The sequence below is a fragment of the Bradyrhizobium sp. Arg237L genome, assembly GCF_029990105.1.
Taxonomy (GTDB): Bacteria; Pseudomonadota; Alphaproteobacteria; order Rhizobiales; family Xanthobacteraceae; genus Bradyrhizobium.
Window position 1 is genome coordinate 40714 of the sequence record NZ_JAQMIL010000039.1, and the last position, 15212, is coordinate 55925.

At 66.5% G+C, this 15212-nt stretch carries 2 protein-coding genes; both read left to right on the plus strand.

The window, feature by feature from the left end:
- Positions 1-257 precede the first annotated feature (257 nt).
- Positions 258-13802 (plus strand): filamentous haemagglutinin family protein, encoded by a 13545-nt coding sequence (locus tag OZ411_RS23225; RefSeq protein WP_282529810.1) that lies wholly within the window; start codon positions 258-260, stop codon positions 13800-13802.
- 367 nt (positions 13803-14169) lie between these two features.
- A complete protein-coding gene (locus OZ411_RS23230) occupies positions 14170-15015 on the plus strand; it encodes an FkbM family methyltransferase (protein ID WP_207234604.1) in 846 nt (281 codons plus the stop codon).
- The last annotated feature ends 197 nt before the right edge of the window (positions 15016-15212 follow it).

A 15212-nucleotide genomic window follows, 5' to 3' on the forward strand; every position in this document is an offset into this window, starting at 1 on the left:
GGCCGCCGGCCCGCGCGCCTGCCAGGGTTAAAATTTTTTTCCGGAATCGCTTCGCGTTAGCCTGTCTCAACCTGTCTTGAGAGTGAGGAGAGGCGTCACGGATTGTCACGTGCGTCCGCTTGGGTGCAGGCGGTCGCGCAAGCGACTATGCGTGCGCCGATCATCGACCTGTCGGCATCGCGCCAGGCTGGTTCCAGGCTGGCCGGTGCGTTGCGTCGTATTCGTTTCGCATCACCTGCTGCTTTGGAAGGCTCCGCATGCATTCGCTTCTCCGCCCCCGGTTGAATTCGCGCCGCGCTTTGCTTCTCGTCGGCGCAAGCACGGTCGCGATTGCGGTCAGTTCGGGAGCCCATGCCCGCCCGTTCGGCTCATGGGGCGCGAACACCGCAGCCACGCAAGCGGCGACCGCTGCGGCGCAGGCCGCGGCCCAGCGGGCGCAACAGGCGGCGCAGAACACGCAAGCGTCGATGGCGCGCGCGGCGCAGGCGATCCAGGCCTTGCGGGCGGCGCAGAGCGCGGCGCGCGGTCTCGCGGCGAGCGCGCCGAGTTCGATCCCGAACGGTCTGAACATCGGCGGACTGGTGCCGAGCAGCGGCCTCGCCGCGCCCGGCGTCGCCAATCCAGTCACCAATTGGGTCGGCGCCAACACCCCGACGCAAACGACGAGCAACGGCCAGACCACGGTCAATATCGAGCAGACGCAGTCGCAGGCGGTGTTGAACTGGCAGTCGTTCAACGTCGGCAGGGACACCACGGTCAACTTCAACCAGCAGGGCAACGCGAGCTGGGCCGCGCTCAACCGGCTCGCGTCGAACGCCTCGCCGAGCCAGATCATGGGCGCCATCAAGGCCGACGGCGCGGTCTACCTGATCAACCAGAACGGCATCATCTTCAGCGGCACCAGCCAGATCAACGTCCACACCCTGATCGCCTCGACGCTGGATCTGTCGTCGAAGCTCAGCGCCACCAACTACCAGGGCTTCCTGCAGAACGGGCTGTTCTCGCTGCTCAGCGACGTGCCGCAGGCGGCCGGTGTCACCGGCTCGGGTGCCGCGATCTTCAATCAAGGCAGCGGCACGGGCAAGGTCATCGTCCAGCCCGGTGCCATCATCGACACCAGCGCCAAGATCACCTCCACCGGCGACGGCGGCTATGTGGCGCTGCTCGCCGACGGCGGCGTCAGCAATGCCGGCCGCATCACCACCCAGAATGGCCAGATCATCCTCGCCTCGGACAGCTCCGTCTACCTGGTCACGCCGCCTTCGAACTACGTTGGAACCAGGACCGCGATGCAAGTGGTGGCCGGCGGTGGCGCCGTGACCAACGAGGCCGGCGGCCTGCTCGTCTCCAATGACGGCGCGGCGACGCTCTCGGGCGGCGCGATCAACCAACTCGGCGGCATCGTCGCCACCACCGCCACCACGCGCACCGGCTCGATCAGCCTGAGCACGGTCTGCCCGCAAGGCGGCTGCGCGAGTGGCGCGAGCGGCGACATCGTGCTCGGAGCATCAAGCCTGACTACGATCCTGCCGGACGAGAGCAGCGGCACGCTGCCGACCGCAACAGCGAATTCCTCAGTCACGGTCAACGGCAGCAACGGTGCGTCGCCGTATTTCCAGGCGGTACTGCAGCCGACGATCAAGATCCAGGCGATAGGCAGTGTCGACGTGCAGGGCAGCGGCACTGGCGGCGCCGGCGCGCTGATCAAGGCGCCGGGCGCTGCGCTGACGATCGGCGCCGGCATCGACGGCACGGTCCTGCTCGAGAAAGGCAGCACCATCGATCTCTCCGGCATCGCCGGCGTGACGCTGCCGATGTCGGTCAACCAGCTCAGCATCACGATCACCTCCGCCGAGGTGGCCGACAGTCCGCTCGCCAAGAGCCTCATCGGCAAAACCGTGCTGATCGATGCTCGGGTCGGCTCGCCCATCATCGACGTGGACGGCTATATCGGGCTGATCCCCCAGAGCATCCAGCAGATCCTCACCGCCGGCGGTAGCTTCACGACGTCGGGCCGCAACGTCGTGCAACAGCCGGGTGCGGTGATCGATGTCTCGGCCGGTTATGTGCAGTACACCGGCGGCGTCGTCACCACCACCCGCCTGCTCGGCGCCAACGGGCGCATTTACGACATCGGCAGCGCCGATCCCAACGTCGCCTATCTCGGCCTCGCCAACGGCTTCACCGTCCTGCACAAGGTCAACGGCACCGTCGACCCGAGGCTGACCGAAATCTATTCCAATCCGTTCGGCGGCGGCAGCTACTCGCACTACGAGGCGGCCTACATCGCCGGCGCGGATGCCGGCTCCGTCACCGTGGCCGCCGTCAACCCGATCGTCAACAACATCATCGGCAATGCGGTCGCCGGCACCCGCCAGCGCGCGGGCTTGGACAAGATGCCGAGCGGTGCGTCGCTGAGCATCACCTTCGCAAAGCCGTCGACCGATGCCACCAGCTTCAACCCGAACAACGTGGTGCTGCAGTCGCAGGCGGATGCGGGAGCGGACCCGTATGGCCTGAGCGGCCTCAGCTTCACCAATGGGTCCACCTGGTCGCCGACGCTCGCCAACGGCGTGTTCTCGATTTTCACCGACGTGCTCTCCAATGCGTCGCTCGGCAGTGTGACGATCACGGGCGCGCACCAGCTCGACATGGCGACCAATGCCGTCCTGTCGGTGCGCCCCGGCGGCAGCATCACCCTCGACGGTGTTGGCACCATCGACGGCACGCTGAGCGCATCCGCCGGCAAGATCAGCCTCACCGGCTTCACCTATGCCGTCAACAATCCGCAATCGCCACCGACGCCGGCGCTGGTGATTGGCTCGAACGCGGTGCTCAACGTGCGCGGCCGCTGGGTCAACGACACCGGCCTGTTGTCGGATCAGCTCGAGGGCCAGGCTTTCATCAACGGCGGCAGCGTGAGCATCTCGACGCTCGCGGCCGGCAACGCGTCGGACAGCGGTGACGGAACCTTCGTCGACGTCACCCAGAGCATCGTGCTGGCGCCCGGCAGCATCATCGACGTGTCCGGAGGTGGCTATGTCGACACCACCGGCAAGCTCAGGACCGGGTCCGACGGCCTGCCGGTCGGCAAGGGCGGCAGCCTGGCGCTTCAGACATACACGTCGAAGAGTGGGGGCAACCGGTGGGTTCTTTTCAGCAATGACCCCCAGGCCCCGGCTAACGCGTATAACTTCCTTCCGACGGGGACTAATCATCCCGATCAAGCCAATGTGCTGTTTGGCGGCACCATCTATGCGGGAGGCTTCGACGGCGGCGGCACGCTGACCCTGCAGGTGCCGACCATTGTGATCGACGGCGCGGCGGCAGAGGCCACGTCCTATGTGTCGAGCGCGACAGCCGCCAGGATCGGGTCGTCCGCCGCGGGCTTCGCCGTGTCGGATGCCCATACCGGCCAGCTGGTTCTGTCACCCTCATTCTTCACCAGCGGCGGTTTCTCGCAGTATACCTTGAATGATGTTTATGGCGGAACCACAGTCACCGCCGGCACGCAGGTGGTGCTGCAGCAGCCGACGGTCGTGCCACCCACAGGCGGTGTCGTGCAGATCCCGACCGGCGTGCCGATGCGCGATTTTGCGTCCGCGAGGCTGCTGCCGGACGGCTTGCGTAAGCCGCTCAGCCTGACATTGAACGGGACCAGCGTTGTCATCGACAGCGGCGCCGCCATTGTGGCCGATCCGCGGGCCACCGTCAGCCTGGTCGGGGGGAATGCAATCGTCGTTGGACCCAACAACATCACGTCTGCGTTGGGCGACGTCACCGTCCTCGGCAGCATCGTTGCGCCCGGCGGCGCCATCAATGTGTTCGGCGAGGTCTCAATCGGCTCCAGCGCCGTGCTCGATGTCGGCGGCGTGTTCGTGCCCAATCCGCGGGTTGTCGCGTATTCCACCGGCGCGCTGCTCGATGGCGGCACCATCACGCTCGGCGGCAACACCGTGGTGGTGCGGCCGGGCGCGCAGTTCAATCTGCAGGGCGCGGCCGTCGCCGCGGAGAGCAACCTGATCCAGCAGCCGCAGGGCGGGCTCGCGCCGCGTCTGGTCGGGCAGGCGGCCTGGAGCAATGGCGGCAAGCTGCAACTCGTGGGCTCCAGCCTCTATTTTGCCGGCAGCATCGATGCAGCCGGCGGCGCGCCGCTGGCGACGGGCGGCAGCCTGACCATCGGCGATGTCGCCATCCCCAGCGCGGTCGCGAGCCTCCTGCCGGTGGCGGTCCTCAACCTGCCCGACGCGATTGTCATCGAGCCGGCCGGCCGTGTCGCGGCGAACCTGCCCGCGCCCAGCGCATCGCCCACGGCTGGCGCTTTCATCGGCGCCGACACGCTCAGCAACAGCGGCTTCGATTCCGTGACCCTGAATGCCCGTGCCGCCGTCGCATTCGCCGGTTCGGTCGATGTGACAATCCCCGGCGCGCTGACCCTGCGCGCGGACAACGGACATGTCGTGCTGTTGCCGGCGGGCACCGGGCTGCTGCCGTCGGGCATCGACTTCGCCAATCCGGCGACCTTTGCGCCGGCCTGCGGGACGGGGTGCACGATCCCCGGCATCGGCGGCACCACCGTGAACCTGAACGCCGGCTATGTCCGCGTTGTCGGAGACACCCCGAACCAGAGTGGTAGCTTCCGCAGCCCGACCCTTGCCGACGGCACACTGAATGTCTCGGCGCAATGGATCGATCTGCAGGGCGGGATCGCGCTCGACAACATCGCCACCGCCGGCTTCGCCAGCACGTCCGCCATCCGGCTGCTGCCGGATAGTTATGGCTTTGTCACCAGCAGCAACGGCTCCGGACGGCCGACCTCCGGCGGGGCGCTGGTCGCGCCGGGCAACCTCACGCTCAAGGCGGCCGAGATCTATCCGGTCAGCAACACCGACTTCGTCCTGATGTCGACCGGCAAGCTCGACAGCGCTAGCACCATCACCATCGCGCAGAACGGGACACCGACGGCGCCGCTCTCGGCCGGCGGCGGCATCCTGCTCAGCGCGCGGGTCATCGAGCAGGGCGGCACGCTCTGGGCGCCGCTCGGCAGCATCATCCTGGGCGTGCGGACCGCCGGCGATGTCCCGACCCAGTTCGCCAGTGCGCTTTCCGGCGTCGGCCTTGGCGGTCTCCTTGCCCCGAGCGCGTTCACTGCGACGAAGAGCGTGACGTTGGCCGCCGGCAGCCTGACCTCGGTCTCGGCGGCGGGTCTCGTCATTCCCGACGGCTACACCGTCGACGGCACCACCTGGTACCAGGGTTCTCCCACTGACAGCAATCGCACCAACAACGCGCCGCCCCTGCTGTCAGCGCCGCCGAGCAAATCCATCAGCCTGTTCGGCGACCGTGTGACCACCAGCGAAGGCGCCGTGCTGGACCTGAACGGCGGCGGCGACATCTATGCCACCGAATTCGTCGGCGGCACCGGCGGCACCCGCAATGTGCTGACGACCTACCAGCAGAACCTCGCGAACGGCGCCGTCACACCGCAATACGACGACGGGCGGCAGGTCTATGCCCTGGTCCCGACCTATCAGGCCGCGGTCGCGGCCTATGATCCCAACTTCGCCTATAAGCCTTATTATTCCGGCGCGAGCGCATCGAGCGGCGGGGCATTCCCCAACGCAATCGCGCCGGGCCAGTCGGTGACCATCGGGCCCGGCAGCAGCATCCCGGCCGGCACCTATACGCTGCTGCCCGGCATGTATGCGACGCTGCCCGGGGCCTACCGCGTGGTGCAGGTGGCTGGGAACGTCAACCCGAACACGCCGGTGAACTTCACCAGCCCCGACGGCTCGCAGTATGTCACCGGCAAGCTCGGCAATGCGCTCACCGGCACGCAATCGTCACAGACCGCCATGTTCCAGCTGCAGTCGCAGGCGGTGTGGTCGCAATACTCGCGCATCGACATCACTTCGGGCACCACCTTCTTCCGCAACCAGGCGCTCGCCGCGGGCAAGGCCCCGCCGCCATTGCCGATCGACGGCGGCGTACTGCTGCTCGGCGCGAACACCTCGCTTGACCTTGCCGGCACCAACCGCTTCGCGCCGGGGACCAGCGCTCTCGCGCCGGGCCTGGTCGGCGGCGGCGGCCAGGTCCAGATCGGCGGTGAGAATATTCTGGTCGCGGTACGCGAGGCCAATGGAGAGCTTCCGACCCGGAACGGCTATCTCGTGCTCGACGTCGACCAGATCAGCGATCTCGCCGCGTCCTCGGTGATGATCGGCGGCACCGCGAAGATCGTCGACGGCGTGCAGAACATCACCGCGACCGCGCTCAATCTCGAGATTGACAACGATGCGGCGCATCCGCTCACCGGGCCGGAGCTGTTGCTGGTCTCGCTCGCCGGCGGCCGCGGCGTCGTGGTCGGCGACGGCAGCGTTGTCCAGGCGATCGGGACGGTGCCGGCCGGCACCAGCCGCGACATCAGCTTCGGCGCCGATCCTGTCGCGCAGTACAATTCTCAGGGAGTTCTGACTGGATACACCGCAGGCATCACCGGCGACGGTTCGCTGTTGCGCGTCTCCAACGGCACCGTCGTGAACGTCACGCGGTTCTTCGTGCCGGGACAATACACCGGTCCCGGCACGCCGCCGAGCAGCTCCGTGCCGCGGGGCGCGTTCTCCGTCGGCGCCGGTGCGATCATCGACGGCGGCAACGCGCTGACGCTGGACACCAGCGGCAGCGGCACGCTCGCGTCCAACGCAATTTTGAGAGCAGCGAACTATGACATCGCCGGCTCGGTCATCAACATCGGCGGCGGCTCGTCCGGCATCGTGCTGAACGATGCGGTGCTCGCGAACTTCAACGACGCGGTCTCGGTGCGCCTGCGCAGCGCGACGGTGATCAATCTCTATGACGCGGGCGGCCTGCGGATCGGCGATCCCTCCCATCCCATCGGCACGCTGACCTTCGACGGCGCGGGGCTCTACAGCGAGGGCGGCAGCACCACGGTCAGCGCCACCAACATCACGCTTGCCAACAGCCGCGGCGCCACCGGCAACGGCATCCTCGGGACCGGCGGCACGCTGACGCTGAACGCCACGGGAACCATCACCGAGGCTCTCGGCGCCAAGAGCCTTGCCGGCTTCGGCCAGATCAATTTCAATGCCGGCCAGGCCATTGCCTTCAGCGGCAGCGGCAGCCTCGATACCGGCCCGGTCGCGGTCGCGGCGCTGACCTTCAACGTCGGCGGCGCCGTGATCACCAGCGGTGGTTCCGGTTACCTCAACAGCATCCCCGACGTCGTCATCTCTGGCGGCGGTGGCTCCGGGGCAACGGCGACCGCGTTGATGGGCGTGGCCGGCTTTACAGTTTTCTACGGTGGTTCCGGCTACAGCAACGGCGATGTTGTCACGGTCCTCGGAACAGACGCCAACGGAAACCAGGTAAAGGCCACCGGCACGGCCGTCGTCGATTCCAACGGCACGATCACCAGCGTCAGGCTCATCTCCTCCGCGTCCGGCTTCCCCGTTTCTTTCTACGACTCCCTCACTGTCGATAGCCTGACAGGCGATGGCAGTGCTTCCATCGACGTTTCGTCGTACAGTGTCACCGGTGTGACCATCACCAATCCGGGGGCAGGCTACACCAGCATGCCCACATTCTCCTTCATCGATAATAGTGGCAGCGGTGGGAGCGGCGCGGCGGCGAAGGCTCTGGTCAACGCCACCGCCATCACCGTCACCGGTGGGGGCAACGGCTATGTCAGTGCGCCGACCGTGACCATCAGCGGCGGCGGCGGATCGCAGACCACGGCCACCGCGTCGGTGTCCGGCCTGGTCGTCTCCGGGCTGAATCTCACCCAGGCCGGCACCGGCTATTCCAGCCTCCCGACCATCACTTTCTCCGGCGGCGGCGCCAGGTCGGCGAACATGCTGCTGTCCGCCCCCGTGATCGTGGTCAACGGCGGCGCGACCCAATCGGTCCTGACCTCAGGCAATGTGACGCTCGCCACCGGCGCGGGGACCGCGCCGGCCGGCGTCGCCACCAACATCGGCGGCGCGCTCGCCATCAGCGGCGGCTCGATCACCGACAACGCCACCATCCGCGCGCTGTCCGGCAATGTCACCCTCGCTGCGACCGCGGGCGATGTCGTGCTCGGTGCGGGGGCTTTCATCGATGCCTCCGGCTCGCGCATCACCGTCCTCGATCTCGCCCAGGATGCGCCAGGCGGCAATGTGCGGCTGGTGTCGGCCACAGGCAACGTGACCATCAATCCCGGCGCGACCGTGAGCGTGGCTGCGGCCGGCAACGGCTTTGCCGGATCGCTGTCGGTCGTGGCCGCGAACACGGCGACCCTCGACGGCACGCTTGACGGCCATGCCGCCTTCAAGGATCTCGGCGGCGATTTCACGCTCGAGGCCGACCGCCTGGGTGGATCTCGTGTGCTGCCGCTGGGAGCGGGCTTCAGCAGCAGCTTCACGGTGCGGCTCGGCGGCGGCGACATCACCGTCGCCGCCGGCCAGACCCTGTCGTCCGACAAGGTGCTGCTGGTTGCGAACAACGGCAGCGTGATCGTGGACGGCACCATCGACGCCAGCGGATCGACCGGCGGCGAAATCGCGCTCTATGGCGCCGGCAGGATCGTCAATGGCTCGACCACCGGCGAAGGCGGCGTGAGGATCGGCGCGACCGCGGTTCTCAATGCCTCGTACGTGGCCGACGATCCCCGCGATCCGCTGTATTCCAACGGCACGTCCGCTCTGGTGCAGAAGGGCGGCACCATCACCCTCGGCACCACGGGCACGCCGGACAAGGATGGCACCGGTACGATCACCCTGAACGCCACCCACGGCTACCAGAACGTGACCACATCGGGCGCCATTAGCGTCGCCGACGGCGCCATCTTCAATGTCAGCGGCGGCCCCGGCGGCGCCAACATCGACAACACCGGCGGCTCGGTGATCATCCGCGCGCCGATCCTGACCAGCGGCGGCGTCAATGTCGACTTCAGGGGCACCGTCATCACCAATGCCGACGCGTTGGGCAACGCAAGCGGCGGCGGCGTGGTGCTCAACGCCTATGCCGTGTGGAGCACCACCGACGGCTGCTCCCTGATCCCCGGCGGTTGCAGCACTGTCACCACGGTTGCGGCCTACAACGCGCTGACGCCGGAGCAGCAGGCACAGCTCCGGCAGCATTTCGACGGCATCATCGATCCCGCCGGATTCTTCGACGCCACCCTGACCAACGGCAAGCCGACCCAGCTCATCTTTGCCGCCGACGGCCTCTATCCCATCTCGACGATCGACCGGCCGGCGGAGGGGGCCTACATGCCCCATGTCGAGTTCTACCAGAGCGCGCTGCTGGGCTTCGTCAACAATCCGTTCAACGCGGATGCCGTGAAGGCGAGTTTCGCCGGGGCCAAGCTGCAGATCGCGGGATCCAGCGCTCCCGCGGTGGCGTTGTCGTCGACGTCCATGCTGCACCTGCGGCCCGGGATCGATCTCGTCAATCCCAGCTCGACCATCAACAACGGCAACATCACCGTCGCCAGCAACTGGAATTTCGGTGCCGGTGCGCCTCTTGGTGGCGCCGGCACCACGCTCTACTATCGCACGGGGGCGGGCGAGCCCGGCACGCTGGCGCTGCGTGCGCTCAACAACGTGCAGATCAACGCCACCATCAGCGACGGCTTCTATCAGCCGGTTGCAGGAACGCCGAGCAACGCGGCGGAGGCCTACGCACTGGAAACCGCAACGGCCGCCTATGCCGCCTATGAAGGTCTGTTCCAGGGCGACCTGCTGTTGTTCAAGGCTGATGCCGTTGGATTCCCGCCCGCCCCCTCGCTGGGGGACGCGGCGTTTTTCGGCCTCGATGGCACAACCGAGAACCTCAATCTGTTCAATTCACTGCAGTTCCACCTGCAGAAGCCGGCTCTCATCAGCGACGATCCAAACCTGCCTGGCGATCCGATCCTGCGCGCGCAGGTGATTGATCAGTATAACCAGTTCTATATTCAGTACGTGGACATGTATCACGCCTACCAGGTGGAGATCGTGCAGGGCAATACGAATGCTGCCACCATAACAGGGACACCGGCTGGAAGAGGCGCGTATTTCACTTATGCCGATGTATCGAGGGTGCTGCGGACCAATTTCTTCGTGACGGCGGTCCTCCCTCCATCCATCCCGGTGGCGCCGACCAAGGAGGTGAATCCCTACCTTTATTACAACATCAATGGCGCTGCAGCGGGGGCCGATTACGCATCGTTGTGGCAGAACTACTTCTTTGATGTCATCGATGCAAATTTGCAAAACAACGGCCGGCTTATATCTGGAGCGCCGCGCTCGCTGGACGCAGCCTTGAACGGCAAGCCGCGAACCCTTGACAATGTCGCGGGGATTGATGCTCAGTTCTGCTTGGCCTGCTTTGCGGTCACGCCGCCGTCCGCGCCGCTGGCCTATCTCACGCTGTTCGCTGATACATATGCGCCCATGCCCCCGCCGACGTTGCCGTTGCCGTCGGCGCTGCCACCGGCCAACCAGATCGCCAACAATCCGGCGATCTATCTGGGCATGCCGGTGTACAACGCCACGGCGGCCATCGCGCTGATGCCGGCGGGCCTCGGCGGCAGCAAGGGCTCGTTCTCCTACGACTTCGTCGCCGGGGCGGCCTTCAGGTCTGACGACACGCCCTCGGTCGATCCGAATGCGGTGATCCCGGTGTCGTCGCTGCCGCCGACCGTCACGGGGAATGTCACCATCGACGGGCATACGTCGTACAAGAATGTTTTGATGCCGACGCCCGATCCCTTCGGCAACCCCTCGAATTTGATCATCAACATCCCGACCCTGGTGCGCACCGGCACCGGCTCCATCACCCTCGCGGCTGCCGGCAATGTCGAACTGCTCGACCAGGTGGCGCCCGGCGCGGTCTACACCGCCGGCGCAGCCACTGCGACGCCTGGGGACTTCAAGGCGCCGACATTGCCGAGGGCCTATACGGATACGCCGAACGGCCTCGTCAGCACCCCGGCGTGGGCCACCGGCGGTGGCGCGGTGACCGTCACCGCCGGCGGATCGATCATCGGCATCGAGATGCCGACCGACACCGACGGCAGCCAGACCAAGGTCGTCGGTGCCGCGACGGGGCAGATGTGGAGCGACTGGTATATCCATTACGGCGTGTCGAACGGCAGCAGCGCGACGCCGTTTGCGGACTGCGCGGCCGCAGGATCGATTGCCTGCCAGACCGCGGCCTGGATCAACTACGCCACCTTCTTCCAGGGCTTCGGCGCGCTGGGCGGTGGCAACATCACGCTCTCGGCGGGCGCCGACATCGTCGACGTCGGCGCGTCACTGCCGGAGACACTGGTGGTCGGCGGCGGCCTTACCGCGGCGAACGCGAAGGCGACCTACTATGGCGGCGGCAACCTCAGCGTGACTGCCGGCGGTGATCTCCTGAGCAGCAATTTCCTGGTCGGCCGCGGCACCGGCGTGATCCGGGTCGGCGGGGCGGTGCAGGCTACCACCAGCAATCCGCTCAACGGGGGCAGGCCGACCAGGGGGATCACGACGGACGACACCCTTGGAGTCACCGGCTCGTACGCGCTGCCGCTGCTGCTGGCGGTGCAGGACGGCTTCATCACCCTGAGCGCGCGTGGCTCGGTGACGCTCGGCAATGTCTACGATCCCGCCGCGTTGCCGCTGAACACGACAGTGCGGACGCCCCGCGGATACCTGCCCGGCTCGGCTGGCGAATCCAATTCCATCTGGAGCAACCTGTTCACCAGCTATGGTCCCGGCAGCGGCATTTCGCTGACCAGCGTCACCGGCGATGTGACGGCGCTGACGGTGGCGCCGGCGGCGAGCACCGGGCTGTTCGCGGGCAAGGCGCCCAACGAGATCTTGCTTCCCAGCACGATCGGGCTGCTGCTGCCGGCCACGCTCGATCTGGCGGCGCTCAGCGGCAGCATCGTCTTCAACAGCGGCACCACGTCCATCGACGGCATCGGAAACGCCAACCTGGTGCCGTATCCGACCCTGAGCGGAGACAGCACCGGGACCATCAATTTGGTCGCCGCCGGCTCCATCGACCTCGGGGCGGGCCTGACGATGCCTGACATCATCAACGGGACCATTCAGTATCTCGGATCGACTGGCGGGTTGGACTACGGCAACTACATCAGTCCGCTCGGGGGACCGCTCCCCATTCTGACCCAGGCATTGCACGCGAACGATTCCAACCCGGTCGTCATCGCGGCCGGCCAGGCTATCGATGCCACCGGCACGGCGGGTAACCCGGCAGTTCTGAAACTGATCAAGCCGGCGCGGATCGAGGCGGGGAACAATATCTACGCGGCGACCGCCCCGTCGGGGGCGCCTGCGACCACCGGCAGCGGCGCTCAACTGAAGCCGTTTGTTTTCATCGGCCAGAACAACAACGCCTCCGACATCACCAGCATCGCCGCCGGCAATGATTTTGTCGGCGGTTCCTATGTCCTCTACGGGCCCGGCACCTTCGTGCTGCAGGCCGGCCATGACCTCGGGCCGTTCACGCCGTCGGTGTACGAGCCGTCGCAAACCTCTGGCATTGCCACGCTCGGCAACGGCAGCGCGCTCGGCAATACGTTCGGAAGTATGTTCGCTGTCGGCGCGGACCCCGTGAAGCCGTACCTGCCGGCCCAGGGCGCCGAGATCGACGTGCTGTTCGGCGTCAAGCCCGGCATCGATTATGCCGCGGCGATCAATCAGTACATCGATCCGGCCCGTGCCGGCACCGGCGGCATCGACCTTCTCGCCGGCATTGCCACCGCCCTCGGCCAGCCGCGCGACCAGGCCTGGACCACCTTCCAGGGCCTGTCGCCGGCGCGTCAGCGCCTCCTGGTCAACCGCGCCTTCCTGGATTTCGTGATCCAGGTGGGCAAGGACTACAAGAATCCGTCGAGCCCCTATTTCGGGCAGTACGCCCGCGCCTATACCGCGATCTCCACATTGTTCCCGGCGGGCCTGGGCTACACCGACAACAGCCTGAGCGTCGACGGCAATGCCGCGCCGAAGATCGCGACCGGCAAGCTCAACATCGCCGCCTCCGTGCTGGAGACCCAGATGGGCGGCGACATCAACATCGTCGGCCCGGGCGGCGGCATCACCGTCGGTCACACCTCGCTCGACATCCTCCGGCCGAACCAGGAAGGCATCCTCACCCTCGGCGGCGGCAGCATCCGCGCCTTCGCCGACGATTCCATCCTGGTCAACCAGAGCCGCATCATGACCCAGCAGGGCGGCGACATCGGCCTGTTCGTCGCCAATGGCGACATCAACGCCGGCTCGGGGCCGAAGACCTATGTCTCGAGTCCGGCTGTCAGCGTGATCTGCACGGTCGTCGGCTACTGCTACACCAATCCGCAGGGCTTGATCACCGGCGCCGGTATCGCCGCCCTGGTCACGCTGCCGGGCCAGGATCCGACCAGGAGCAACGTCACCCTGGTCGCGCCACGCGGCACCATCGATCTCGGCGCCGCGGGCATCCGCGGCAATGACATCACGCTGGTGGCGCAGGTCGTGCTCAATTCCTTCAACATCCAGTCCACCGGCACCGTGACGGGCCTCGCGTTCACCCCGCCGCCCAACACCGCGTTGGCGGCCGTCAACAACAACGCGACCGCCGCTACGCAACAGGCCGGCCAGCCCGGGCCGGCCAAGCCGAATGACCAGCCCTCCATCGTCATCGTCGAGGTGGTGGGCTATGGCGGTGGCGGCGGCGATGGCGAGACGCCGAGCAGTAGCGGAGGTGGTGGTCAGGGCATGCGGAGCACCAATGACGACGATGAGCGTCGCCGGCGCGAAGAGGCGCAGTAGTCTTAAGAGGGGCAGTCGTAGGGCGGGTTAGCGCAGCGTAACCCGCCGTGTCGCGCGGTGATCATGATGGCGGATTACGCTGCGCTAATCCGCCCTACGAATTTTTCTTTGTCGTTGCCGGGCTTGTCCTGGCAACCCCGATCAGGCGGCAGTGCGTTGCCGCTTCAGATCAGCAGAGCACTGCCATCCTAAGCGAGATCACCGGGACAAGCCCGGTGATGACGATGGTGGGTGGGACCAAGTCCGGCGACAAAGTGGGATATGACCTGCGATGACATCAGACCACATAACTCAACCCACACCACTCCCTGCCTCCGCCAACGCCGACCCGCTGTCGGCGCTGCTCGCGCCCGAGCGCCTCACCGCCGTGGTCGATATCGGCGCCAACCCGGTCGGTGCCGACCCGCCGTACAAGACCATGCTCGAGAGGCGCCTGTGCCGCCTCTACGGCTTCGAGCCGCAGCGCGCGGCGCTGGCCGAACTGAACGCCCGCAAGAGCGAGTTGGAGACCTATCTGCCCTATGTCGTCGGCAACGGCGAGCAGGCCCGCCTGCGCGAATGCTTCGCATCGGGCATGACGAGCCTGCTGGAGCCCGACCCGCACATGCTCAAGCATTTTCCGGGCTTCATCGAGTGGGGGCGGGTCGTCGCCGACTCCAGGATGGCAACCCGCAAACTCGACGATGTCTGCGAAATCGAGGCGATGGATTTCCTCAAGATCGACGTGCAGGGCTCGGAGCTTGCGATTTTCCAGAATGGGCGGCGGCGCCTGGCCGAGGCGGCTGTCATCCAGACCGAAGTCTCGTTTGTCCCGCTGTACAAGAAACAGCCTGTGTTCGGCGAGATCGACCTGGAACTGCGCGGCCAGGGCTTCATTCCGCACGCCCTGACCGAGTTCAACCGGCGCATGATCTGGCCGTTGCACGGCACCGATCCATTTGCGGCGATCCATCAGTTGGTCGAAGCCGACGCGGTGTATGTCCGCGATTTCACCCGGCCCGACACGATGAGCGACGAGCAGCTCAGGCATCTCGCCCTGGTGGCCCATCACTGCTACGGCTCCCATGATCTCGCGGCCATCTGCATCCAGCATCTGATCCATCGCAAGACGCTGGAGCCGGAAGCGGGCAGCCGTTATTTCGACATGATCCGCACCACCCGCGGCGGCAGCACGGTCCGCGACGCTGGCGCGGCGGAGCCGGCGAAGGTGTGAGGGGCGAGGGGTCTCTACAAATTCAGTGTCATCGTCGGGCTTGACCGGACGATCCAGTAAACGCCGAGTTCAGTAATAGAAATGAAGCGGTACGACGTGAACAATCGTACGTCTTGGTTCGCCGTGATCTCAATCATGGGTACTCTCGGTTACCGGATCGCCCGGTCCTTCGGCCGGGCGATGACACCGGTGGGGAT

Excerpts from the sequence above, each read along its gene's own strand:
- OZ411_RS23225 (WP_282529810.1), top strand. The coding sequence starts at position 258 with ATGCATTCGCTTCTCCGCCCCCGGTTGAATTCGCGCCGCGCTTTGCTT.